Genomic DNA, 23,483 nt, shown 5'->3' with positions numbered 1-23,483 from the left:
GTCACCGACGGACCTCTACCGGGGTCCCCCCGCCCTGTCCTGCCAAAGACCTAGGGCACCCCGACAACTCTCATAGGGAACCCCCTTCGACTGAGGAAGGCGGCGACATGACCGACCCCAACGCCATCCAGCCGAGCGCGCTCGACCAGCTCCCGGACCGCGACCCGGAGGAGACCGCCGAATGGCAGGCCTCTCTGGACGCCGTCGCCAGGGAGGCCGGGCCGCACCGCGCCGCGTACCTGATGCGGCGCACGCTGGAGCGCGCCGAGGCGGGCGGCATCGCGCTGCCGAAGCTCCTCGAGACCGACTACGTCAACACCATCCCCACCTCCGCCGAGCCGGGCCTGCCCGGCGACCCGGAGATGGAGGCCCGGATCACCGCCTGGAACCGCTGGAACGCGGCCGCGATGGTCACCCGGGGCAGCAAGCACGGCGTCGGCGGCCACATCGCCACCTTCGCCTCCGCGGCCTGGCTGTACGAGACCGGCTTCAACCACTTCTTCAAGGGCAAGGAGGCCGACGGCTCGGGCGACCAGCTCTACATCCAGGGCCACGCCTCCCCCGGCATCTACGCCCGCGCCTTCCTCGACGGCCGGCTGAACGAGCACCACCTCGACAACTTCCGCCAGGAGGCCGGCGGCAACGGCCTGCCCTCCTACCCGCACCCGCGCCGCCTGCCCTGGCTGTGGGAGTTCCCGACGGTGTCGATGGGCCTCGGCCCGCTCTCCGCGATCTACCAGGCCCGCTTCAACCGCTACCTCACCAGCCGCGGCGTCAAGGACGTCTCCGCCTCGCACGTGTGGGCCTTCCTCGGCGACGGCGAGATGGACGAGCCGGAGTCGACGGCGGCCCTCGCGCTCGCCGCGCGTGAGGAGCTGGACAACCTCACCTTCGTCATCAACTGCAACCTCCAGCGTCTCGACGGCCCGGTCCGCGCCAACTTCAAGATCGTGCAGGAGCTGGAGGCCCAGTTCCGCGGCGCCGGCTGGAACGTCGTCAAGACGCTGTGGGGCTCCGCCTGGGACGAGCTGTTCCAGCTGGACACCACGGGTGCGCTCGTACGCCGCCTGCGCCAGGTACCGGACGCGCAGGTCCAGACGTACCAGACCCGCGACGCCGCCTACATCCGCCAGGACTTCTTCGGCGCCGACCCGGCGCTCGTGGAGATGGCGAAGCTGCTGAGCGACGACAAGATCCTCGAGTGTTTCCACCTCTCGCGCGGTGGTCACGAGGCCCGCAAGGTCTACGCCGCGTACAAGGCCGCCGTCGAGCACAAGGGCGCGCCGACCGTGATCCTGGCCCAGACGGTCAAGGGCCACACCCTCGGCCAGGGCTTCGCGTCGAAGAACGCCAACCACCAGATGAAGAAGCTGTCGGTGGACGAGTTCAAGGCGATGCGCGACCTGCTCGAACTGCCGATCAAGGACAGCGACTTCACCGACGGCGTGGTCCCCTACGGCCACCCGGGCGCCGACTCCCCCGAGGTCCGCTACCTCCAGGAGCGCCGCGCGGCCCTCGGCGGCCCGGCCCCGGCCCGCCGCGTCCACCCCCTCGCCCCGCTGCCCGCCCCCGCCGAGAAGGCCTTCGCCTCCTTCGACAAGGGCTCCGGCTCCCAGAACGTGGCGACCACCATGGCATTCGTCCGCCTCGTCAAGGACCTGGTCCGCGACAAGGAGACGGGCAAGCGCTGGGTACCGATCGTGCCGGACGAGGCCCGGACCTTCGGCATGGAGTCGCTCTTCCCCTCCCTCGGCATCTACTCGCCGAAGGGCCAGACGTACGAGCCGGTCGACCGCGACCAGCTGATGTACTACAAGGAGGCCAAGAACGGCCAGATCCTCAACGAGGGGATCACCGAGGCCGGCTCGATGGCCGACTTCATCGCCGCGTCGACCGCGTACGCGACGCACGGCGAGGCGATGATCCCGTTCTACATCTTCTACTCGATGTTCGGCTGGCAGCGCACCGCCGACCAGATGTGGCAGCTCGGCGACCAGCTCGGCCGCGGCTTCCTCGTCGGCGCCACGGCCGGCCGTACGACGCTGACGGGCGAGGGTCTCCAGCACGCCGACGGCCACTCCCCGGTGATCGCCGCGACGAACCCGGCGGCGCTGACGTACGACCCGGCGTTCGCGTACGAGGTCGCGGCGATCGTCAAGGCCGGTCTGCGCCGGATGTACGGCGAGGCGGCCCCGGGTGAGGACCAGAACGTCTTCTACTACCTGACCGTCTACAACGAGCCCCTGCCGCAGCCCGCCAAGCCGTCGGGCCTCGGCATCGACGAGGGCATCGTCAAGGGCCTGTACCGCTTCAACACGGCGGAGTCCGCGGGTATCACCCCGCCCGCCGACGCCCCGCGCATCCAGCTGCTGGGCTCCGGCACGGCGATCCACTGGGCGCTCAAGGCCCAGCGGCTGCTCGCCGACGAGTGGGGCGTGGCCGCCGACGTCTGGTCGGCCACCTCCTGGACGGAGCTGCGCCGCGACGCCCTGGAGGCCGACGCGGCCCTGCTGCGCGGCGAGGAGCGGGTGCCGTACGTCCGCCAGGCGCTGCACGGCGCCGAGGGCCCGGTGCTCGCGGTCTCCGACTACATGCGCCAGGTCCCCGACCAGATCGCGCAGTGGGTCGAGCAGGACTGGTCCTCGCTGGGCGCCGACGGCTTCGGCCTCTCGGACACCCGTGAGGCGGCCCGCCGTCACTTCGGCGTCGACGCGGAGTCGATCGTCGTCGCGGCCCTGGCCCAGCTCGCCAAGCGCGGCGAGGTCAAGGCGACCGCGGTGAAGGAAGCGCGGGAGAAGTACGGCCTGTAGGCCGTCGCTGGACGAGAGGGGCACGGCGTGATCGCCGTGCCCCTTCGTCGTCGGTGTCGTTGTCAGTGGCCCCCGGCATCATGAACGTATGCGCGCCGCCCGCCTGATCAAGATGGTGCTCCTGCTCCAGTCCCGTCCCTCCATGACCGCCGCGGAACTCGCGCGCGAGCTGGAGGTCTCGGAGCGCACGGTCACCCGGGACGCGCAGGCGCTCTCGGAGGCGGGGGTGCCGGTGTACGCGGACCGGGGCCGGGCCGGGGGCTACCGGCTGATCGGCGGCTACCGTACCCGGCTGACCGGCCTGGCCCGCACCGAGGCGGAGGCGCTGTTCCTGTCCGGCGTGCCCGGGGCGCTGCGCGACATGGGCCTGGAGGACGTGGCCTCGGCGGCCCACCTGAAGGTGTCCGCCGCCCTGCTCCCCTCCTTCCGTGACGTCCCGCGCACGGCGGCCCAGCGCTTCCACCTGGACGCGCCGGCCTGGTTCCGCGAGCCGGAGACGCCCGCGCTGCTGCCCGCGGTCGCCGAGGCGGTGTGGGACGACCGGTGCGTGACGGCCCGCTACCGTCGGGACGGTGCGGAGGTGGAGCGGGAGCTGGAGCCGTACGGGCTGGTGCTGAAGGCGGGGGTCTGGTACCTGTGCGCGCGGCTGCTCCCGGAGGCGGGCGGCCTCTTCCGGACGTACCGCATGGACCGCTTCACCGCCGTCACGGTCTCGTCGACCCGCTTCCACCGGGACGAGGACTTCGACCTGCCGGGCCACTGGGCGGAGCAGGCGGAGGGCTTCGCCCGTTCGATCCTGCGGGCCGAGGTGGTGGTCCGGCTGTCGGCGGAGGGGATACGGAAGCTTCCGTGGGCGGTCGATCCGGTGTCCGCGCGGGACGCGATGGATGCGGCGGGTGCGGCGGACGTGGTGGACGTGGCGGACGCGCCGGGCAGGGACGGATGGGTGACCCTGGCCCTGCGGGTGGAGTCCGAGGAGGTCGCGCACACGCAGCTCACCGCGCTCGGCCCGGAGGTGCAGGTGCTGGCGCCGGAGTCGCTGCGGGCACGCTTCGCGCGGGACGCGAACCGGCTGGCGGCGCTGTACCGATCCGCGTCCCCCTCGGCGTCCCCCTCCGCACACGGATCCGGATAACGATCCGACGATCCGCCGCACTCCACGTGCGCCGCTGTGCCTGAGGGCCGATGCTGGACCCGTGATGGACGAGATGGAGTTCTGGGAGCTGGTGGATGCCACCCGCGAGGCCGCCGAGGGCGATCCCGAGGAGCAGGCCGACGTGCTCGTGGAGCGGCTTCTCCAGCTTGACCCGGACATGATCCTGGACTTCGCCCGTCACTTCGAGGCCCGCTACAACCGCGCGTACACCTGGGACCTGTGGGGCGCCGCCTGGGTGCTCCTGGACGGGGCGAGCGACGACGCGTTCGACTTCTTCCGCTGCTGGCTGATCGGCCAGGGCCGCGAGATCTACGAGGGCGCGGTGCACGTCGCGGACTCCCTGGCCGAGCTCCTGGACGACTTCGACGAGGAGATCGACGGCGACGGCGAGGAACTGGGCTACGCGGCGGACGAGGCGTACGAGCAGCTCACCGGCACGGTGGCCCCCGACCTGGGCATCGCCCCGGCACCGGCGGAGCCGGAGGGGACACCGGTCGACTTCGAGAACGAGTCGGCCCTCGCCGAGCGTTACCCCCGCCTCTGGGCCCGCTTCAAGGAGTGACCCACTCCGCCTCTCGCCCCGGTTCCTGTGCGCCGGGCCCAGAGGCCGGACACACCGTCAGAAACCGTGGGCAAGGGGCGTGTTCCCCTTTTCGGGTGCGCTGGGGGTACGCTGGGGCCAATTCCCCGGACCGCCAGGTGGCGAGTCGTGCCGGAGCAGGCTGCCACCTGGCAGGTTGCTCGTGGCAGACTGCCAGGTGGCAGTTCCTAGTCATCCTCGAAAAGAATCGGGACCGGCGAGGAGATGACATCGAAAGATCCCGCACTGGAACGGCGCAGGGTGCGACTTGCTCTGCGCACTTTTCGCAATGACGCGCAGCTCAGTCAGCCCGATGTGGCCGAGCGGCTGTCCTGGTCGCCGTCCAAGGTGATCCGTATCGAGGGCGGCTCGGTCGGTGTGTCGGTGACGGACCTGCGTGCCCTCCTCGATCTCTACAGTGTGCGGGACGAGGAGACGCGGCGCCGGCTGGAGGACGCGACCCGCGCGAGCCGACGGCCTCCGTGGTGGAGCGGACACCGGGATGTCGTGGGCCCGCAGTTCGCCGTGTACCTCGGTTTCGAAAGCGCGGCGAGCGTACTGTCCGCCTACGACCCGACGTTCGTCCCCGGTCTGCTCCAGACCGAGCAGTACAGCCGCGCCCTGCTGGAGGGCCGTCAGCCGGAGGCAAGGGTCGACGCGATCGTGCGGCTGCGCGCAGAGCGGCAGCGGCGGTTGCTCCGCGAGTCCACCGAACCACGGCTGAGGTTCCTGGTCGACGAGGCGGCGCTGCGGCGCTGGATCGGCGGACCGGAGACCATGCGCGCACAACTGGAACAGCTGAAGTCCGCCGCTCGTCTCCCTCATGTGGATCTGAGCGTCGTGCCCTTCACCCTGGGCGACCACCCCGTGCTGCGCAACGGCGCGATCGCGCTCACTTTCAACGACGACGATGACGTCCTCTTCGTGGAGGGTCCGAACGGCGCGCTGACGACACGCGACGACCAGGAGGCCGTCGTCGACTACCTGGAGAAGTTCGAGAGGTCCCGCACCGACGCCGAGTCCGGCGATGCTGCGATCGCCTTCATCGACGAGGTGCTGGAGCAGTACCCGTCATAGCAGGAGCTTTCCCCCGTTCTGGCGACAGTCGGGAAGAGATCGGAGAGGCCCGTGGCGGGTGTCTTCAGGCGGATACGGCAGAGGCGGGCACAGGACGGTGCCCGCCCGGGCACTCCTGTGCCCGGACCCGCCTCGCCGACGGCTGAACGGACGGACGTGACCGCAGCGGCGGGTTCGACCGCTTCGGCAGGTACGGACGCTTCAGCAGACCCAGGCGAACAGGCGGGCCCACCCGCGCCCACGGTCTCGTCCGAGCCCGGTGACGCGCTGGAGCCGTTCCAGCCGACCGTGATCATCTCCCCGCCCCCGGCCGAGGTGGCCTCGCCCAGGGATGTCCTGCTGGACCGGCCCATCACGTTCTTCGACTGGGTGGCCTACGTCTCGCACACGATCCTGAGCTCGGACTCGGCCCTGAAGAGGTTCCGCAAGGCCGTCACATGCCTCGCACTCATATCCGTGGGGCTGTTCGCGGCCATATGGCTGATGGCCATCGTCCTGTACGCCATAGTCCACGCGATCGCCCCCGGGAACACCCCTTCCCTGCGCGCGCTGATGCTGAGCATCTTCGGCACCGGCGGCTTCGGCACACTCGTCCTGGTCTACCGGCGAATACGCAGGTGGATCAGTAACCGTCAGACGGGTTCCACCACTCCGGCCGCTCCGGCTACTCCGGCTACTCCGGGGACCGGAACCCGCTCCCAAGAGCCCGAGCCGCCAACTGCGGGAACCGGCGGGCAGCGGCCGTAGTCCCCCGGTCGAGCAGCAGGCCCGCGAGACCCGCCACCGTCGCACCGACCGCCGCCCACACCCAGGGGCGCAGCGTCGGCGTCACCGCGAGGGAGAGCAGTACACCCACCAGCGTGGCCGTACCCCCGGAGAGCACGAAGCAGACGACGACCACGACGACCAGCGGCAGCAACGGCCGCGGGCCGGCCCTGTCCACGTTCCCGGTGGGAAGCGACGTCCCCGTGGAATCCCCCATCTCGCCCCCAGGCAGCTGTTTTGGACTCCGGTAATGGTCCGGAACTCGTCTCACTGCTCGGCCCAATCGAACCACAGGAACCCCCCGTCCCGGATTTCACCCTGAGCCCATGGCCGGAAGTCGCCCATCACACCGGCCCTCCCAGGGTTGTACCGCATAACGCGCGCAGAAACTCCCGCCAGGCCGGGGCTTCGAAGGCGACGATGTGTCCCTTCGGACGATGCGACTCACGCACCCGAACTCCCCCGTCCGTCAGGGCGACTTCCACGCACTCGACCGGATCGCAAGCACTGCTTTTGCGCCAGTCGAGCCCGAGCAGGTCACCATCGCCCACCCTGACTCCCTCGCACCACAAGATCGACGACCGTGCGGACCGAGGCTGCGCCTCGCCTGGAAACCCCCCGTATTCCCTGCGGCTGTCGGCCCGCGCACCGTAGCGCAGGCGCGGAAGCCCTCGCAGGACGACAGCGGGAGTGGCCAGTGCGCGGCACGAACCCGACCGCAGGTCACTCACTTCTGTCCTACTTTTGTCCCGAAAGGTTAGGCTCTCCAGAGCCGTGGGCCAAGTTGCAAACAAGCCCGATTGCCGTACTGGGCAAGGGATTTCACGCCGCCGTGGTGCGCCGGCGGCTGCTGTCCGACGGAAGGTACGCGTGCGCCTGGTCGGCCCGCACCATGTGGTGCATCGGCGCCTTGTTGGCCTGGTCGAGCGCGGACGCGGTGACGGCGGCCGGGCCGAGGACGACCGTGGCGACGGCGCAGACGACGGTCCAGGCACTCTTCTTCATCTCGGTGCTCATCTTGATCCCCACCTTCGGTCAGTGCGTGCTCCTGACGCTATGGCGCCCCGCTCAGCGGGATCAGTGAGCCGCCTACGAGGAACCTGTGAGCGCGGCGCGGACGAGGGCGATGCCGTGGAGTGCGCCGGAGGGCGGGGGTGTGGTCGCCGAGGCGGCCAGGAAAGCGGGGGCGGCCGGTGGGCGCCGCGCTCGGGCAGGTCGGTGGTCAGCGGCGGCGCAGGGACGGGTCCAGCAGGGCGGGCGGGGTGTCGAACTTCTCGTGGGGGGCCAGGTCGGTGCCGGGGGTGACGATCGTGTCGATCGCGTCGAGTACGTCGGTGGAGAGCGCGGTGTCGGCGGCGGCCAGTTGCGCGTGCAGGTGGTCCGGTGTGCGGGGGCCGATGAGGGCGCTGGTCACGGCGGGGTGGGCGGTCACGAAGCCGAGGGCGAGCTGGATCATGGTCAGGCCGGCCTCGTCGGCGACCTTGGCCAGTTGCTCGACGGCGTCCAGCCTGGCCCGGTTGGCGGGGATGGTGGTGTCGAAGCGCTGAGGCATGAACGTCGAGCGGCTGGTGGTGATGTCCCGGCCCTCGCGGATCGCGCCCGACAGCCAGCCCGAGGCCAGTGGGCTCCACACCAGCACACCGAGTCCGTACTGCTCGGTCACCGGCAGGACGTGGGTCTCGATCCCGCGCTGGAGGATCGAATAGCTGGGCTGTTCGGTGACGTAACGGCTCAGGTGATGCTCGCGGGCGGCCCACTGCGCCTGCACGATGCGGTAGGCGGGGAAGGTCGAGGAGCCGAAGTAGCGGATCTTGCCCGTGCGTTGCAGGTCGGTCAGGGCCGACAGCGTCTCCTCGTCGCTGGTCTTCGGGTCCCACCGGTGGATCTGGTAGAGATCGACGTGGTCCACTCCGAGACGGCGCAGGCTGTTGTCCAGCTCGGTGACCAGCCAGCGGCGCGAGGCGCCCTGGTGGTTGCGCTCCTCGCCCATCGGCATGCCCGCCTTCGTGGCCAGCACGATGTCGTCACGGCGGCCGGCGATGGCCTTGCCGACCATCACTTCCGACTCACCCTCGCTGTACATGTCCGCGGTGTCGATGAGGTTGATCCCCGCCTCCAGGGCGGCGTCGACGAGGGCGGTGGCTTCGTCCTGGGTGGTGCGTCCGATCCTGCCGAAGTTCATCGCGCCGAGCGCGAGGGCGCTGACCTGCACACCGGTCCGGCCCAAGGTGCGGTACTGCATGACCGTGTCTCCTTGCATCGCAAAAAAAAGCGGAACCTCGTTCCGGAACCATACGGAACCGGGTTCCGCTTATGCAAGCGCGCCGGCCGCCGCGCTCAGGCGCTGCTCGCCCGGCCCAGGTCCAGCAGTCCCGCAGGGGCAGGGTCGCTCGAAGCGGTCCGCTGCTGCGGGAACATTCGGTTCGGGTCCGGATCCGGGTCCGCGTGGTGCTCCGTCAGATCGCGTACGGCCCTTTCGGTGAGGGCGTTGACGGCCGAATTGAACCGCTCCATCGAGGTCGGGTGATCCGGGCCCAGAACGTATTCCTTCAGGGTGCGGCGATCGGCGGCCATCGGGTCGTGGTGCGGCTCCCGTACCGAGTCGAGAATTTCCGGCAGGCGGGTGCAGTCGCGGTCCAGGAGATACGCGCCGCCCGCCGTGGTGTACGCGGCACGGAATTCCTCGTCGGGAAGATCGTGGGCATTGGTCAGGACGTACGGCTTGAGGCTCGCGACGAAATCGGCGACCACGGAGGAGACGTCGCTGATGAGGATGTCCGCCTGGTCGAAGCACTCGTAGAGCGTGGGGAGTTGCTTGAGTATGACGTTGTGGCGGACGGGGCCGCGGGACTCCCGGAAGACGCGGTGCCACTCGGCGCGCAGGGCCTGCCACTCGGCGGCGCCGCTGCGGTCGGGGACGCGGGCGTCGCGGGTCTGCTGGGTGTAGTCGCCCTCGCTCCGGCCGGCCAGTTCGTCGAGGCGGGCCTGGATCTCGTGGAGCCGGGGCGCGGCGGCGGCCACCGCGGCCTCCGTCCGCTCGGCGTCCCGCTGCTCGTTGCCGGCCCGCAGCAGGGCGCGGATGGCCTGGTCCGCGGCGGCTGCCTCCGCCGAGCGCTTGCCGGTGAGGGGGTGGGGCTTGTAGATGACGCGGACGTTCTCGGCGAGGAGCTTCTCGATCAGGGGCACGCCCATCGGGATCAGGGACGTGTGGCAGTCGTCGTCGCTCCAGCCCTCCCACGTGGGGGCGTACAGGACGACGGGCAGCGGGCCGGGTGTGTGGTCGGCGTGCAGGCGGATCGAGGACAACTGGGGGCGGCCCACCTCGACGATCGCCTCGTCGCTGATGGCGTGGCGTACGCGCTGGTAGCGGTCGCGGCCCGCCCGGCCGGCCACCCAGATCTCGTCATAGACCTTGCTGACCCGGTTGCTGCTGGCGAGCTTGTCGCTGTCGCCGTGACCGATGAAGACGTGCTTGGCCTCGGCGACGCGCAGCATGTGCACGTTCTTGCCGGCGTTGCCGGGGTAGAGCACGACGCGGACGCCGGACAGGTCCAGCTCGGCCAGGTCGTCGGCCTTGGGCACACAGACGACCGGGATCCAGGTGCGGCTGAGGTGACGGAACGAGGCCTTCTCGCGAAGGATGATCACCGGGCGGCGGTCGAGCTGCTCCAGCGTCTCGATCCACATGTTGACCTGGTACATGAAGTCCCGGGAGACGGCGGCGAAGCTGAAGTACAGGGCCACCTCGGGGCGGTATTCGGCCAGTTGCCGGTTGACCTCGGCGATCACCTCCTCCCGGCCGGGGGTCCGGCGGGCCGCGCGGAAGTGCCGGAGCAGGGCCAGTACCGCAGCGACCGACAGGCCGGTCGTCAACGCGTAGCCGATGCCCGCCGGGTATCGCTCCCCCGTCGCCAGCGCGGCCAGCAGCCCCGCGTGGGCCGGCAGGTCGAGGTGGAGGAGCTTGCGCAGGACGCGTCGGTAGAGGAGGGCGGGCGGGCTCTGCGGGATGCCCGCCCCGCTCATGTCGAGGTTGCGCACGACGACCGGCAGGCCGCGCCGGATGCTGATGGCGCGGTGCAGCGCCGAGTACAGCATCACGAGCGCGAAGTGGACGCTGAAGACGGCCAGTCCGGCGATCAGCACCGCGTCCGGCGCGTCCGTCCGGTCGGCCAGGGCGAGCAGCATCACCGTCCTGATGGCGAACCGCATGGTGCGGCTGAGCTGGAGCGTCGCCAGCCGGCGCACGAAGCCGGGGGCGCGGGCGTGCAGCACCTCGTCCGCGAGGTACGTCACTGCCGACGCCGCGGCGAATCCCCACAGGGACGGCAGCAGAGCGAAGACGGGCAGCGCCGCGAAACCGGCGCCGAACAGCAGCACCAGGAAAAGCTCGGTCTTCCCGCGCACCCGCAGGGCAGCGCAAAGCCAACGGATCGGCATGGACAAGGATTCCCCCCGGAATTCTGTCTTCTCGCTTGTTTGGCCAGTTCGACAGGGACGGGTGGCGAAAGGTTGTACACCTGGGTGACAGAAATAATTCATCTTCCGTTGTTCAAATACGGAAGGGGAAGTTCTACTTTCGCCGGCCCTGAAGTCGTGCCGCCGTCTCCCGGATGGCCGGGAGCTTCGCGGTGAGGGCCGCGCCCGGGCAGGTCGTCATGTAGCCGTCGTTGTGGCCGGCTACGGCGGGGAGGGTGACGGTGGTGCCGCTTTTGAAGCGGCTGTGGCTGCTGCTGGAGACCAGGGCCACCCGTGACCGCGGGTCGACGTCGGCCAGGCCGAGCTTCCAGGCGGTCAGTGCGGCGATCGCGTCCGTCATGGCCCGCGGGACGGGGACCCCGGCGGTGAAGGTGCCGAGGGCGGCGATGCCGGCGGTGCGGTGGTTGAAGCCCAGGCTGTGGGCGCCGGTGACGGCGCGGTCGGCGCCGCCCGCACGGCCCTCGTAGATGGTGCCGCAGCGGTCGACGAGGAAGTTGTAGCCGAGGTCGTCCCAGCTGCGGGCGCCGGTCTGGCCGGCGTAGAGGTCGCGGATGATGCGGGGCGTGTCGGCGCAGGCGTAGCTGTTGGGCGAGTCGGTGTGGTGGACGAAGACGGCGACGACCTTGTCGTCGTAGCGCGGTGGCGGCTGGGTGTGCCGGGCGATGGTGATGTCCAGCCAGGCGGTGCGCGGCATGATGCGCGGTCGGGCGGCGCGGTGGCGGGCCACGGGATCCGCCTGGCCCGCCCCGGAGCGGGCCGCCGCGGTCCGGGTGTGCCGGGCCTCGGCGACCGCGTCCTCGACCACCCGGGCGCACAGCGCGGGCGCGAGGACGGCGGCGAGGCCGGGCAGGCAGCCCAGCACGGTGCGGGCGGCGGCGCGTGCGTCCATGGTCCCAATGTCGACGGGGCCCGCTCCGCCCGCGATGTGCGATGTGCCACCTGGCGGAACCATCGTCCTGGTCCAGGACGTTTCTGGGGGTACACGCACACGTGGCCGGATCCCGAGGTACCGGTGCGTGTAACTGATCACTGGGCCCGTCCCACCCGTACTAGGGGGTCCGAGAGAAAGGCGGCTCCGTGGACTTGCTCGACCTGGTGCTTGTGCTGGTGATCCTGGCCTACGCGGCTTCCGGATACCGGCGTGGGCTGGTTGCCGGTTGCGTCTCGCTGGCCGGGTTCGTGGGCGGGGCGGTCGTGGGTGTGTGGGTGCTGCCGTGGGTGATGGACCTCGTCACACGCGGGACGGCGGCGGCGACCGTCGCCGCGGTGCTGACGGTGCTGGTCCCGGGCGTGGTGGGGCACGAGCTGGCGGGGCGGCTGGCGCTGCGGCTGCGGCGCGAACTGGACGAGGGGCCGCTGCGGGTGGCCGACGGGATCGGCGGGGCGGCGGCGAACTCGGTCGCCGTGCTGATCGTGGCGTGGGTGGCCGCGAGTGTGCTGGGCGCGTCCTCGTCCCTGACGGTGACGACGGCCATACGTGACTCGGCGCTGCTGGGCGCGGTGCAGAACACGATGCCGGACACCACGCCGACGTGGTTCTCGCGGGCGACGTCCGCCCTCACGGAGGCGGGCTTCCCGCAGGTCTTCAACCCCTTCGAGAACGAGTCGACGGCCCGGGTCGCCAAGCCCTCCGGCGACAGCGTCACGCCCAGGGCCACGAACGCCGCCAAGACGAGCACGGTGAAGATCGAGGGTGTCTCCGGCACCCAGGGACGCGAGGGCAGCGGGTTCGTGTACTCGCCGGAGCATGTGATGACGAACGCACACGTGGTGGCGGGCATCGACGACCCGACCGTACGCATCGGGGGCGTCGGGCAGTCGTACGAGGCGCGCGTGGTGCTCTTCGACCCGGACCGGGACGTGGCGGTGCTGTACGTGCCCGGTCTGAGCGCCCCCGTGCTCCGCTTCGACGACAACGCCTCGCGCGGTGACTCGGCGGTCGTCGCGGGCTATCCGCAGGACGGCGACCTCAACCTCCAGGCGGCCACGGTGGCGAACCGGGTGCGGGCGACCGGGCAGAACATCTACAGCGACGCCACCGTCACCCGCGAGATCTATTCCATACGGTCGACGGTCCGGCCCGGCAACTCCGGCGGCCCGCTGCTGACCACCGGGGGCCGGGTGTACGGCGTGGTCTTCGCCCGCTCCACCTCGAACGACGAGACGGGATATGTGCTGACGGCGGACGAGGTGTCCTCCGACGCCGCGCGCGCGAAGGACGCGACGACGCCGGTGGACACCGGGGAACTGGTCACCTCGTGACCCCGGTGGGGGTCAGAGGGGACGGCCCATGAACACGTCGTCCACGTACTCCCCGCCCAGCAGGAACTCCTCCGGCAGCACGCCCTCGACGACGAATCCCTCGGACTCGTACAGCTTGCGGGCGGGGGTGTTGTGCCCGAGGACGCGCAGGGTGATACGGCGGGCGCCGCGCCGGCGGGCCTCCGCGACGGCGGCACGGATCAGCGCGCGGCCGACGCCCCGGCCGCGGGCCTCGTCGGCGACGGCGAGGCCCTGGATCTGCCGTACGTGCGCGTTGCAGTCGAGCGGGGTGGGGAAGCCGAGGCGCACGTACCCCACGACGCGGCCGTCCGACTCGGCGACCAGGGTGTCCTCCACGGCGTGCCGCTCGGAGAAGAACGGCCGGTACGGCGGCTGAGGCTCGGGCACCACCGCGTGCAGGTGCGACCAGGTGGCCACGTCGATGAGGGTCAGCGCCTCGCCGTCCTCGGGCCGGGCCGTGCGTATGGAGGGGTCAGGCATGCCGGTCACCCTACGGCGGGGGCCGGGGGCCTGCCTGATAATTCCCGTCGTCCGCCCGAAGGGCGGGCGGCAGGCGGGAATGTCAGGCAGGCACCATGGCTTCACGGGGTTTTCATGTGCGCAAGGGGCAGGATGGGCCGCATGCAACGATCACGCATCGCGGTGACCGGCGCCTCCGGTCTCATCGGCAGCGCTCTGGTGCGGTCCCTGACCGCCGACGGACACGAGGTGGTGCGCCTGGTCCGCCGCTCGGCCCGGAGCGAGGACGAGGTCTGCTGGGATCCGGAGGGGCAGTACGTGGACGCGGCCGGACTCATCGGCTGCGACGCGGTGGTCAACCTGGCCGGGGCGGGGATCGGCGACCGCCGCTGGACGGAGGACTACAAGCGGCGGATCCGGGGGAGCCGGGTGCTGGGCACGGCGGCACTGGCGGAGGCCCTCGCCTCGCTCGACGAGCCGCCGCGCGTCCTGGTCAACGGCAGCGCGATCGGCATCTACGGCGACACCGGGGACCGTGTGGTCGACGAGGACACCCCGCCCGGGGACGGTTTCCTGCCGTCGCTGTGCGCGGAGTGGGAGGAGGCCACCGTGCCCGCTCAGGAGGCGGGCGTGCGGACGGTGTTCGCGCGGACCGGGCTGGTGGTGGCCCGCGGCGGCGGCGCGTGGGGGCGGCTGTTCCCGCTGTTCAAGGCCGGACTCGGCGGGAGGATGGGCGACGGGCGGCAGTACTGGTCGTACATCGCGCTGCACGACGAGGTGGCCGCGCTGCGTCATCTCATCGCCGGGGACGGGCTGTCGGGGCCGTTCAACCTGACCGCCCCGCAGCCGCTGACCAACCGGGAGATCACCGAGGCCATGGGGCGCGTGCTGCACCGGCCGACGGCGTTCGCGGTCCCGGCGCCGGTGCTCAGGGCCGCGCTGGGCGAGATGGCGGGGGATGTGCTGGGCAGCCAACGGGTGGTGCCCAAGCGACTGCTGGAATCGGGGTTCACCTTCGCGTTTCCGGGGATCGAAGACGCGATCCGGGCGGCCTGATGAACTCCTGTGACCATATGCGACCGCTGTGCGCCCGTGCCCTGTCCATGCGCGACTGTCTCTGACCGATCACGGCCCTAACCTCGATCCGAACTCGGGTATCCCTGGAGCCTGTTGGGGGCATGACGTCTCCACCGGCCGCACAACCTCGAGGAGGGGCCTCGTGCTTGAGCCCGTGTACCAGGTGGACGTCGTCATCGTGGGAGCCGGGACCGCCGGTCTCTCCGCGGCACATCGGCTGACCAGCGCAGGAGTGACGACCGCGGTCCTGGAGGCCGCCCCCTACGTGGGCGGACGCATGTCGACGGAGAAGGTCGACGGTTTCCGGCTCGACCGGATCGGCCAGTTCCTGTCCACGTCGTATCCGGAACTACGCCTGACACCAGGGCTCGACGCCCTCGTCCTGCGCCCCTTCGCGCCCGGCGTCCTGCTGCACAGCGACGGCCGCCGGCAGCGCGCGGGAGCATCGGTGGTCGGAGGGAGCGCAAGGGGCGCACTCCATGCTGTACGCGCCCTGGCAAGCGCCCCCCGGAGCACGGCGGTGTCGCCCGCGCGGAAGACCGGCGCACCGGTCGGCGGCGCCGGCGACCAGGCCCGCCTCGGTCTGCTCTCCCTGGGTGCTCCGCCTCCGGGGCGCCTCAGCCGACGTCGAGGGGGCGACCGTGCTCAGCCCTTCGGGCCTCCGCGCGCTCGCCCCCTCGACGTCGGCGCGCCCCTCCGGCTCCGCGCGGCTCTCGCCCGGATCGCCGGTACACCCGTCGAACGCATCCTGGCCCGCCCCGAACTCCCCGCCGCCCAGGCCCTCGCCGCCCGCGGGGTGCCCGCCCGCACCATCGACGGCTTCCTGCGCCCGCTGCTCGCCGCCCTGCTGTGCGACCCGGAGCTGACCACCTCCAGCCGGTGCGCCGACCTCGCACTGCGCTCCTTCGCGAGCGGCCGGCTGTGCGTGCCGGAGGGCGGTGCCGAGGTACTGCCGGAACTGCTGGCGCGGTCCCTGCCCCCCGGCACCGTGCACACCGGGGTCCGGGCCACCTCGGTCGCCACCACGGCCGTGACGACGGCCGAACACGGCGTGTTCCGCTGCCGCGCGGTCCTGCTGGCGACCGACGCGCGTGCCGCGGCCGAACTGCTGCCCGGTCTGCGCGTGCCGGACTTCCACCCCGTCACGGTGGTCCACCACACGACGGACGAGCCGCCGACGACGGGCGCCTCGCTCCTGCTGGAGGCCGACCGCGGCGGCCCCGTCGCGCACACCGCGGTGGTCAGCAACGTCGACCCGAGCCGCGCGCCCGCGGGCCGGGCACTGGTCTCCTCGACCGTCCTCGGCACTCCTCCCGAGGGCGTCGACACCGCCGTCCGCATGCACCTGTCCCGGCTGTACGGCACCTCGACGCGCCGCTGGGAGACCCTGGCCGTGCACCACACGGCCGAGGCCGTCCCCGCGATGCGCCCGCCGCACGACCTGCGGCGGCCGGTGCGGCTGATGGCGGGCCTGTACGTGTGCGGCGACCACCGCGACACCAGCACCGTCCAGGGCGCGCTGCACTCGGCCCACCGGGCCGCCGCCGCGGTCCTGGCGGACCTGGGGGCGGCGGGCTCGATGCACCGGGCGGACCCGCCGGCCACCCTGCGGAAGGCGGCCTGATCCCGGGGGAACCGGAAGGGGCCAGGGGCTCATCCGAGCGCCGCGATCTTGTCGCGGTAGCCCCTGACCGGTGCCGCGTCCTTGTAGGGCTCCAGCCGGCGTTCGAAGTCCCTGACGTACTCGATCGCCCGGACCGAGCGCATCTCCGCCGCCTGCCCGGCCGCCTCCGCGCCCAGCGCGCAGGCCTGGTCGAGTTCGCCGAGGCCGAGGCGGGCGGTGGCGAGGACGACCCGGCAGAACAGCCGGCTGCGGGCGTACGAGGGGGCGCGCAGTTGCAGGGAGCGCTCGGCGTGCTGGACGGCGGCGCGGAACTGCTGGAGGTCCCGGTGGCAGTGCCCGAACTCGTCGGCGAGCTGCGCCTCGTCGAAGAAGCGCGCCCAGTACGGCACCTCGTCCCCGGGCCTGGCCGCCTCCAGGGCGCGCTCGGCCCGCACCAGCGCGCCTGTGCACGCCCGTACCTCCCCCAGCACGCCGTGCGCCCGCGCTTCGGACGCGTGCAGCAGCGCCTGTACGACCGGCGGGGCGCCGCCCCCGACGCCCTGCTGCGCCACGCGGGCCAGCTGGACGGCTTCCCGGCCGTGCCCGAGGTAGACGGCCTGGCGGCTCATGGTGACCAGGACGTAGGAGCCGTAGGTCCGGTCCCCGGCCGCCTGGGCGAGCCGCAGCGCCTGTACGAAGTAGCGCTGGGCGAGTCCGTGCGCGGCGATGTCGTACGAGGTCCAGCCCGCGAGGCGGGTGAGGTCGGCGGCGGCGGCGAACAGGCGGCGGCCGGTCTGCTCGCCGTAGGTGCCGCGCAGCATCGGCTCGCACTCGTGCTCGAGGTAGCGGACCAGGGCCTGGCGGGCGTGGCCGCCGCCGTAGGCGTCGTCGAGGGTGCGGAAGAGCTCGCCGACGGAACGGAGCGCGGCGATGTCGCCGGCCGTGACCCTCTGGCCGGCGCCGCGCTCGGCCTGCCCGCGCTGGCGGGGCACCACCGGCCGGCCCTGTGCGGGCACCCGGGCGGGCGGCTCGCCACGGGCCACCTTGTCGTCGGGCCTGCCGATCAGCCAGTCCCGGCTGGGCACGACGAGGCCTGCCGGGGTGAAGGCGATCTTGCGCAGCTCGACGTGGCTGCCGGAGTCCTTGCGCCACAGCCCGCTGACGATGTCGACGGCCTCCTCGGGGCTCGACGCGAACTCCAGGCCCGCGTAGACCGGCGCGCAGGCGTCCAGGCCCAGGTCCTGGGCGGTCAGCCGGCGGCCGAGACGCCGGGTGAAGACCTCGGCGATGAGCGCGGGAGTGGTCCCCCGCGGTTGCTGGCCGCGCAGCCACCGGGTCACCGATGTCTTGTCGTATCTGAGATCCAGCCCGTGTTCGAGACCGAGCTGGTCCACGCGACGGGCCAGACCCGCGTTGGAGAACCCCGCTTCTGCGATGAGCGCGGCGAGCTGTCGGTTAGGGGTGCGCTGCGCGGGTCGGTCCGTCATCTGCGGTGCGGTCTCCTGCCTTTCGAACCCAAGCAGCGTGGCCGCCTGCGCCCGGGTTGCCTGTGAGCAGCCCTTATGGCCTCATGAACGGCGCGAATGTAGCGGAGAGTGAGCATGTGATCACATACTTCAGCGTGCATTCATCCGATCGTGTGAGGATTGCCCCCCGGGCTGACGCGCTGCGGCCGGACGTACAGTGGCGTGGGCGCGTTACGTGCCTTACGAGCTTCTAGGGAGGCGCTTGCCGTGAGTGAGTTGCGGTTCGTCCGCATGGGATTCGGTGCCGAGGCCGTGGACTACCAGGTGGCCTGGGACGAGCAGCGCCGGGTACACGCGGCACGGTTCGCCGACGAGGTCCCCGACACCGTCCTGCTCCTCGAACACCCCCCCGTCTACACGGCGGGCCGCCGCACCGAGGCCAGTGAGCGCCCCCTCGACGGCACTCCCGTCATCGACGTGGACCGCGGCGGCAAGATCACCTGGCACGGCCCGGGCCAGCTGGTGGGCTACCCGATCCAGAAGCTCCCCCGCCCGGTGGACGTGGTCGCGCACGTTCGGCGCCTGGAGGAGGCGCTGATCCGCACCTGCGCGGAGTTCGGCCTGGAGACCACCCGGGTCGAGGGCCGCAGCGGGGTGTGGGTGCTCGGCGACCCGGTCGAGAAGCGGCCGGCGCTCGGCGGGCTCGCGCTGGACTTCGACCCCCGGCTGACCGACGACCAGTTCGACCCGCGGCTGAACGGGCCCGAGTACGCGCCCTCCAACGCCGGCCAGCGGCGCGAGGACCGGAAGATCGCGCAGATCGGCATCCGGGTGGCCAAGGGCGTCACCATGCACGGCTTCTCGTTCAACGTGAACCCCGACAACCGCTGGTTCGACAAGATCATCCCGTGCGGTATCCGGGACGCCGGGGTGGCCTCCCTCGCCGGCGAGCTGGACCGCGACGTGACGATCGAGGAAGTACTGCCGGTGGTCGAGCGGCACCTCAGGGACGTACTCGAGAATGCCGAACTGAAGCCGCGCGTGATCGAGAAGACACCGGCGGCGTGACCTCTCAGCACCGGGGGGCATGAACCAGCCCGTCCGGCGCTCGAGGACGAGGCCCGTTCAGGACCGAAACCGGGGGCCTGGGGGCGGCAGCCCCCAGCAAGGCCCGCACCAGCGCCGGGCAACCATCAAAAGCACGGGCGTACCCTTGAGCACGCCGAAGAATCAATCGCTAGGGAGCCGGTCGTGTCCGCAGTCGCACCCGACGGACGCAAGATGCTGCGCCTGGAGGTCCGCAACAGCCAGACCCCCATCGAGCGCAAGCCCGAGTGGATCAAGACCCGGGCGAAAATGGGCCCCGAGTACACGAAGATGCAGAACCTCGTCAAAAGCGAGGGCCTGCACACGGTCTGCCAGGAAGCCGGCTGCCCGAACATCTACGAGTGCTGGGAGGACCGGGAGGCGACCTTCCTCATCGGCGGCGACCAGTGCACCCGGCGCTGTGACTTCTGCCAGATCGACACCGGCAAGCCCGAGGCGCTGGACCGCGACGAGCCGCGCCGTGTCGGCGAGTCCGTGGTCACCATGGACCTGAACTACGCCACCATCACCGGCGTCGCCCGCGACGACCTGGAGGACGGCGGAGCCTGGCTGTACGCCGAGACCGTGCGCCAGATCCACCAGCAGACGGCGGACCGCGAGGGCGGCCGGACGAAGGTGGAGCTGCTGGCCCCCGACTTCAACGCGGTCCCCGAGCAGCTGGCCGAGGTCTTCTCCTCCCGCCCCGAGGTCTTCGCGCACAACGTCGAGACGGTCCCCCGGATCTTCAAGCGGATCCGCCCCGGCTTCCGCTACGAGCGCTCGCTGAAGGTCATCACCGAGGCCCGCGACTACGGCCTGGTCACCAAGTCCAACCTGATCCTCGGCATGGGCGAGACCCGTGAGGAGGTCAGCGACGCGCTGAAGCAGCTGCACGAGGCCGGCTGCGAGCTGGTCACCATCACGCAGTACCTGCGCCCGAGCGTGCGGCACCACCCGGTGGAGCGCTGGGTCAAGCCGCACGAGTTCGTGGAGCTGAAGGAGGAGGCCGAGCAGATCGGCTTCTCCGGCGTGATGTCCGGCCCGCTGGTCCGCTCCTCGTACCGGGCCGGGCGGCTGTACCAGATGGCGATCGAGAAGCGCGGCGCCTACATCGCCTCGCAGGCCGTCTGACCCGCGGTCACCCCCGTTGCGCCGTCCGGGCGCCGGACAAGCGTGTGAATTCACGCACAAGAAACTACTGGCAAGTAGTGACCGATACGACGCGGTCCTGACAGTCCTCGCAGATGAGGACACCCGTCAGGACCGCGTCGTCGTTTCTGCCTGGTCCAACGAGGCTTCATTGCCGTTTGACCGGTCGGTCACACCCTGGTAACACCAATCAGTGACGCTGGACTCACGCCGCGTACACCCCGTATCCGCAGCCGTACCGAGGGGGGACCTCCACATGCAGGCCGCGCCCGTTCGCGCCACCGCCATCCCGTCGTTCACCGACGCACTCCGTGCCGTCGAGTCCCTGCTCATGAGCGGCGGCCAGCGCACCGCCCGCCGCAACGCCTGGACCTCGGTCCTGGAGGACCGCCGCCGCGCCAAGGACCGGGTCGAGGCCCTGCGCGTCCTCGAACAGACGCTCACCCCCCGCCCCTGAGCACCCCCCTGGATCGCTCCCTCCCGGACACTGCCGTCGTGGGCGCTCCTGGGGCCACGTAGACTTCGGGGCATGGCGAGGAAGGAAACCGCAGCGGACGCTGCGAATGCGGGGCGACTGAAGCAGATCGCCCTTACCTACAAGATGACCCGCAAGGCCGACAAGAAGATCGGTCTTGTACTCGCAGCCGTCGGCATCGGCATCCTCGGTGTCTTCCTCGCGATCGGCTTCTTGATCGGGCACCCCATCTATCTCGGCATCCTGGGCCTGCTGCTCGCCTTCCTCGGGACGGCGATCGTGTTCGGCCGCCGGGCCGAGCGGGCCGCCTTCGGCCAGATGGAGGGCCAGCCGGGCGCCGCCGCGGCCGTGCTCGACAACGTCGGCCGGGGCTGGACGACCACCCCCGCGGTGGCGATGAACCGCAGCCAGGACGTGGTGCACCGCGCGGTCGGCAAGGCCGGCATCGTGCTGGTCGCCGAGGGCAACCCGAACCGGGTGAAGAGCCTGCTGGCCGCCGAGAAGAAGAAGATGAACCGCGTCGTCGCGGACGTGCCGGTGCACGACGTGATCGTCGGCACGGGCGAGGGCCAGGTCGAGCTGAAGAAGCTGCGCACCACGATGCTCAAGCTCCCGCGGGTCCTGACCGGCCCACAGGTCACCGCCACCAACGACCGGCTGCGCGCGATGGGCGACCTGATGAGCAACATGCCGCTGCCGAAGGGCCCGATGCCGAAGGGCATGCGGATGCCGCGCGGCGGACCGAAGGGCCGCTGAGCCACCCCGTACGAGAGAAGACCGTACGAGAGAAGACCGTACGAGAAAGGGGGCGGACCGGAGTGATCCGGGCCGCCCCCTTCGTCGTACCCGCGCTAGATGCGGACCTCGACCGTCCTGGCCAGCCGGTCGTGCAGCCCGCGGCCGTCGCGGTCCCAGATCAGGGCCGGGATCGCCAGGCACAGCAGGATCGTGCGGACCAGGGAGCGCAGCGGCTGGACGCGGCCGCTGTCCGCGGCGACCACGCGGATGCCGAAGAGGCGCTTACCGGGCGTGAAGCCGACCGTGCCGACGGTCAGGACGCTCAGGACGAGGAAGACGAGCAGCGCCCAGTTGCTGGTGGCGGGGCTGTAGCCGTGCGTGATCAGGCCGTATGCGATCAAGACGCACAGGGCCCAGTCCACGGCCAGCGCTCCCAGCCGCCGTCCCGGGCGGGCGATCGAGCCCGGCCCGTCCTCCGGGAGACCGAGCTGCTCGCCCCGGTATCCGAAGTCGGCACCGGCGTCTTCCATGGCCGCACGTGGCCCGGAAAGCCACGATCCGATTGCTTGCCTGTTGTCCACCCGTCCACGGTACTGCGCCCGTATATGCCCGCCGGTCGGCGGGGTGTCTCAAGGGGTGGTCGGGGCTACGGTGGAACCAGGACCGGTTAACTTCTGCGAAACAAATGGGTCACGCCCGAGAAACCACCCGTCCCTAGGGTCGAGGTCAGCGTGTGCCACCGCACTGGCCGCACTTACGAACTACCACCCCGGCACGGGAACGGCCGGGAGTAGGAGGAGCTGGATGTTCCAGAACGCCGACGAGGCCAAGAAGTTCATCGCGGACGAGGACGTCAAGTTCGTCGACGTCCGGTTCTGCGACCTGCCGGGCGTCATGCAGCACTTCACGGTGCCCGTCGAGGCGTTCGACCCGGACGAGGAGCTCGCCTTCGACGGATCCTCGATTCGTGGCTTCCAGGCCATCCACGAGTCCGACATGGCGCTGCGCGCGGACCTGTCGACCGCCCGGGTCGACCCGTTCCGCCGTGACAAGACCCTCAACATCAACTTCTTCATCCACGACCCGATCACGGGCGAGCAGTACTCCCGTGACCCGCGCAACGTGGCGAAGAAGGCCGAGGCGTACCTGGCCTCCACCGGGATCGCGGACACCGCGTACTTCGGTCCCGAGGCCGAGTTCTACGTCTTCGACTCCGTCCGCTTCGCGACCACCGCGAACGAGTCCTTCTACCACATCGACTCCGAGGCGGGTGCCTGGAACACCGGTGCGCTCGAGGACAACCGTGGTTACAAGGTCCGCTACAAGGGCGGCTACTTCCCGGTCCCGCCGGTCGACCACTTCGCCGACCTGCGCGCCGAGATCTCCCTGGAGCTGGAGAAGAACGGCCTGAAGGTCGAGCGCCAGCACCACGAGGTCGGCACCGCCGGCCAGGCCGAGATCAACTACAAGTTCAACACGCTGCTCGCCGCCGCCGACGACCTCCAGCTCTTCAAGTACATCGTGAAGAACGTCGCCTGGCGCAACGGCAAGACCGCGACCTTCATGCCGAAGCCGATCTTCGGTGACAACGGCTCGGGCATGCACGTGCACCAGTCGCTGTGGAGCAACGGCGACCCGCTGTTCTACGACGAGCAGGGCTACGCCGGCCTGTCGGACACCGCCCGCTACTACATCGGCGGCATCCTCAAGCACGCCCCGTCGCTGCTGGCCTTCACCAACCCGACGGTGAACTCGTACCACCGTCTGGTGCCGGGCTTCGAGGCGCCGATCAACCTGGTGTACTCGCAGCGCAACCGCTCCGCCGCGATGCGTATCCCGATCACGGGCTCGAACCCGAAGGCCAAGCGCGTCGAGTTCCGCGCGCCCGACTCCTCCGGCAACCCGTACCTGGCCTTCTCGGCCCTGCTGCTCGCCGGCCTGGACGGCATCAAGAACAAGATCGAGCCGGCCGAGCCGATCGACAAGGACCTCTACGAGCTCGCCCCCGAGGAGCACGCGAACGTCGCGCAGGTCCCGACCTCGCTCCCGGCCGTCCTCGACTCCCTCGAGCGCGACCACGAGTTCCTGCTCGCCGGTGACGTCTTCACGTCCGACCTGATCGAGACGTGGATCGACTTCAAGCGCGCGAACGAGATCGCTCCGCTCCAGCTGCGTCCGCACCCGCACGAGTTCGAGCTCTACTTCGACGTGTGATCCTTCGACGTCTGATCCGGGCCTGATCCTGGACGAGCTGAGGGCCGCCACCCCCACGGGTGGCGGCCC

21 protein-coding genes are annotated in these 23,483 nt (G+C 70.9%); 13 read left to right on the top strand and 8 right to left on the bottom strand.

From position 1 onward, the window contains the following. The first annotated feature begins 107 nt into the window (after positions 1-107). From aceE to ACWGJM_RS31505, 5 genes are all read left to right on the top strand, one after another. Positions 108-2,810: a pyruvate dehydrogenase (acetyl-transferring), homodimeric type gene (gene aceE / locus ACWGJM_RS31525; protein WP_453415146.1), complete on the top strand. Its 2,703-nt coding sequence runs from the start codon at positions 108-110 to the stop codon at positions 2,808-2,810. Between the two features lie 88 nt (positions 2,811-2,898). Beyond that, a complete protein-coding gene (locus tag ACWGJM_RS31520) occupies positions 2,899-3,945 on the top strand; it encodes a helix-turn-helix transcriptional regulator (protein WP_453415145.1) in 1,047 nt (348 codons plus the stop codon). Positions 3,946-4,009: 64 nt separating this feature from the next. Beyond that, on the top strand, positions 4,010-4,528 hold the full coding sequence (locus ACWGJM_RS31515; RefSeq protein WP_453415223.1) for a DUF4240 domain-containing protein: 519 nt from the start codon (positions 4,010-4,012) through the stop codon (positions 4,526-4,528). Positions 4,529-4,771: 243 nt separating this feature from the next. After that, positions 4,772-5,623, top strand: coding sequence for a helix-turn-helix domain-containing protein (locus tag ACWGJM_RS31510; RefSeq protein ID WP_453415144.1), 852 nt, complete (start codon positions 4,772-4,774; stop codon positions 5,621-5,623). Positions 5,624-5,779: 156 nt separating this feature from the next. Next, positions 5,780-6,370, top strand: coding sequence for a hypothetical protein (locus ACWGJM_RS31505; RefSeq protein ID WP_453415143.1), 591 nt, complete (start codon positions 5,780-5,782; stop codon positions 6,368-6,370). 362 nt (positions 6,371-6,732) lie between these two features. Here ACWGJM_RS31505 and ACWGJM_RS31500 read toward each other — a convergent pair whose 3' ends face one another. The 5 genes from ACWGJM_RS31500 to ACWGJM_RS31480 form a co-directional block, all read right to left on the bottom strand. Beyond that, positions 6,733-6,939: a DUF397 domain-containing protein gene (locus ACWGJM_RS31500; RefSeq protein WP_453415142.1), complete on the bottom strand. Its 207-nt coding sequence runs from the start codon at positions 6,937-6,939 to the stop codon at positions 6,733-6,735. A 271-nt stretch (positions 6,940-7,210) separates the two neighbouring features. After that, the gene (locus ACWGJM_RS31495; RefSeq protein WP_453415141.1) at positions 7,211-7,405 is read right to left on the bottom strand and encodes a hypothetical protein; all 195 of its coding nucleotides are present in this window, start codon (positions 7,403-7,405) and stop codon (positions 7,211-7,213) included. Positions 7,406-7,610: 205 nt separating this feature from the next. Continuing rightward, positions 7,611-8,630: an aldo/keto reductase gene (locus tag ACWGJM_RS31490; RefSeq protein WP_453415140.1), complete on the bottom strand. Its 1,020-nt coding sequence runs from the start codon at positions 8,628-8,630 to the stop codon at positions 7,611-7,613. A gap of 95 nt (positions 8,631-8,725) precedes the next feature. Next, the gene (locus ACWGJM_RS31485) at positions 8,726-10,825 is read right to left on the bottom strand and encodes a hypothetical protein (protein ID WP_453415139.1); all 2,100 of its coding nucleotides are present in this window, start codon (positions 10,823-10,825) and stop codon (positions 8,726-8,728) included. A 133-nt stretch (positions 10,826-10,958) separates the two neighbouring features. Next, on the bottom strand, positions 10,959-11,753 hold the full coding sequence (locus ACWGJM_RS31480) for a peptidoglycan recognition protein family protein (protein WP_453415138.1): 795 nt from the start codon (positions 11,751-11,753) through the stop codon (positions 10,959-10,961). A 188-nt stretch (positions 11,754-11,941) separates the two neighbouring features. Between ACWGJM_RS31480 and ACWGJM_RS31475 the strand changes: the two genes are divergently transcribed. Beyond that, positions 11,942-13,126 carry a MarP family serine protease gene (locus ACWGJM_RS31475; RefSeq protein ID WP_453415137.1) on the top strand — a complete coding sequence of 395 codons (1,185 nt, stop codon included), beginning with the start codon at positions 11,942-11,944 and terminating at the stop codon, positions 13,124-13,126. A 12-nt stretch (positions 13,127-13,138) separates the two neighbouring features. Here ACWGJM_RS31475 and ACWGJM_RS31470 read toward each other — a convergent pair whose 3' ends face one another. After that, complete coding sequence (locus ACWGJM_RS31470) at positions 13,139-13,627, bottom strand: N-acetyltransferase family protein (RefSeq protein WP_453415136.1); 489 nt, start codon at positions 13,625-13,627, stop codon at positions 13,139-13,141. Positions 13,628-13,768: 141 nt separating this feature from the next. Between ACWGJM_RS31470 and ACWGJM_RS31465 the strand changes: the two genes are divergently transcribed. Together ACWGJM_RS31465 and ACWGJM_RS31460 are read left to right on the top strand one after the other, a co-directional pair. After that, positions 13,769-14,662 carry a TIGR01777 family oxidoreductase gene (locus ACWGJM_RS31465; RefSeq protein WP_453415135.1) on the top strand — a complete coding sequence of 298 codons (894 nt, stop codon included), beginning with the start codon at positions 13,769-13,771 and terminating at the stop codon, positions 14,660-14,662. 163 nt (positions 14,663-14,825) lie between these two features. After that, positions 14,826-16,307: an NAD(P)/FAD-dependent oxidoreductase gene (locus ACWGJM_RS31460; protein ID WP_453415134.1), complete on the top strand. Its 1,482-nt coding sequence runs from the start codon at positions 14,826-14,828 to the stop codon at positions 16,305-16,307. A gap of 29 nt (positions 16,308-16,336) precedes the next feature. On the opposite strand, the gene ACWGJM_RS31455 is transcribed toward ACWGJM_RS31460, so the two are convergent. After that, on the bottom strand, positions 16,337-17,773 hold the full coding sequence (locus ACWGJM_RS31455; RefSeq protein WP_453415133.1) for a regulator: 1,437 nt from the start codon (positions 17,771-17,773) through the stop codon (positions 16,337-16,339). A gap of 201 nt (positions 17,774-17,974) precedes the next feature. On the opposite strand from ACWGJM_RS31455, the gene lipB reads away from it, so the two are divergent. From lipB to ACWGJM_RS31435, 4 genes are all read left to right on the top strand, one after another. After that, positions 17,975-18,820, top strand: coding sequence for a lipoyl(octanoyl) transferase LipB (gene lipB, locus ACWGJM_RS31450; RefSeq protein ID WP_453415132.1), 846 nt, complete (start codon positions 17,975-17,977; stop codon positions 18,818-18,820). A 183-nt stretch (positions 18,821-19,003) separates the two neighbouring features. Further along, positions 19,004-19,969: a lipoyl synthase gene (gene lipA, locus ACWGJM_RS31445; protein WP_453415131.1), complete on the top strand. Its 966-nt coding sequence runs from the start codon at positions 19,004-19,006 to the stop codon at positions 19,967-19,969. Between the two features lie 274 nt (positions 19,970-20,243). After that, a complete protein-coding gene (locus ACWGJM_RS31440; RefSeq protein WP_453415130.1) occupies positions 20,244-20,444 on the top strand; it encodes an SCO2195 family GlnR-regulated protein in 201 nt (66 codons plus the stop codon). A gap of 72 nt (positions 20,445-20,516) precedes the next feature. Continuing rightward, the gene (locus ACWGJM_RS31435; protein ID WP_453415129.1) at positions 20,517-21,218 is read left to right on the top strand and encodes a DUF4191 domain-containing protein; all 702 of its coding nucleotides are present in this window, start codon (positions 20,517-20,519) and stop codon (positions 21,216-21,218) included. A gap of 95 nt (positions 21,219-21,313) precedes the next feature. Here the strand turns inward: ACWGJM_RS31435 and ACWGJM_RS31430 are convergent, their stop codons facing one another. After that, complete coding sequence (locus ACWGJM_RS31430; RefSeq protein ID WP_361437652.1) at positions 21,314-21,781, bottom strand: RDD family protein; 468 nt, start codon at positions 21,779-21,781, stop codon at positions 21,314-21,316. A gap of 223 nt (positions 21,782-22,004) precedes the next feature. On the opposite strand from ACWGJM_RS31430, the gene glnA reads away from it, so the two are divergent. Next, entirely contained in the window at positions 22,005-23,414 is a 1,410-nt protein-coding gene (gene glnA, locus ACWGJM_RS31425; protein WP_390735133.1) for a type I glutamate--ammonia ligase, read from the top strand. The last annotated feature ends 69 nt before the right edge of the window (positions 23,415-23,483 follow it).

The organism is Streptomyces sp. NPDC054834 (assembly GCF_053611185.1).
This window is presented reverse-complemented; position numbering and strand designations above follow the sequence as displayed.

What these genes read in the sequence shown, in the direction of transcription:
- glnA (WP_390735133.1), top strand. Translation starts at nt 22,005, where the DNA reads ATGTTCCAGAACGCCGACGAGGCCAAGAAGTTCATCGCGGACGAGGAC.
- ACWGJM_RS31515 (WP_453415223.1), top strand. Translation starts at nt 4,010, where the DNA reads ATGGACGAGATGGAGTTCTGGGAGCTGGTGGATGCCACCCGCGAGGCC.
- aceE (WP_453415146.1), top strand. Translation starts at nt 108, where the DNA reads ATGACCGACCCCAACGCCATCCAGCCGAGCGCGCTCGACCAGCTCCCG.
- ACWGJM_RS31465 (WP_453415135.1), top strand. Translation starts at nt 13,769, where the DNA reads ATGCAACGATCACGCATCGCGGTGACCGGCGCCTCCGGTCTCATCGGC.
- ACWGJM_RS31470 (WP_453415136.1), bottom strand. Translation starts at nt 13,627, where the DNA reads ATGCCTGACCCCTCCATACGCACGGCCCGGCCCGAGGACGGCGAGGCG.
- ACWGJM_RS31440 (WP_453415130.1), top strand. Translation starts at nt 20,244, where the DNA reads ATGCAGGCCGCGCCCGTTCGCGCCACCGCCATCCCGTCGTTCACCGAC.
- ACWGJM_RS31455 (WP_453415133.1), bottom strand. Translation starts at nt 17,773, where the DNA reads ATGACGGACCGACCCGCGCAGCGCACCCCTAACCGACAGCTCGCCGCG.
- ACWGJM_RS31435 (WP_453415129.1), top strand. Translation starts at nt 20,517, where the DNA reads ATGGCGAGGAAGGAAACCGCAGCGGACGCTGCGAATGCGGGGCGACTG.
- ACWGJM_RS31490 (WP_453415140.1), bottom strand. Translation starts at nt 8,630, where the DNA reads ATGCAGTACCGCACCTTGGGCCGGACCGGTGTGCAGGTCAGCGCCCTC.
- ACWGJM_RS31480 (WP_453415138.1), bottom strand. Translation starts at nt 11,753, where the DNA reads ATGGACGCACGCGCCGCCGCCCGCACCGTGCTGGGCTGCCTGCCCGGC.
- ACWGJM_RS31510 (WP_453415144.1), top strand. Translation starts at nt 4,772, where the DNA reads ATGACATCGAAAGATCCCGCACTGGAACGGCGCAGGGTGCGACTTGCT.
- ACWGJM_RS31485 (WP_453415139.1), bottom strand. Translation starts at nt 10,825, where the DNA reads ATGCCGATCCGTTGGCTTTGCGCTGCCCTGCGGGTGCGCGGGAAGACC.
- ACWGJM_RS31495 (WP_453415141.1), bottom strand. Translation starts at nt 7,405, where the DNA reads ATGAGCACCGAGATGAAGAAGAGTGCCTGGACCGTCGTCTGCGCCGTC.
- ACWGJM_RS31520 (WP_453415145.1), top strand. Translation starts at nt 2,899, where the DNA reads ATGCGCGCCGCCCGCCTGATCAAGATGGTGCTCCTGCTCCAGTCCCGT.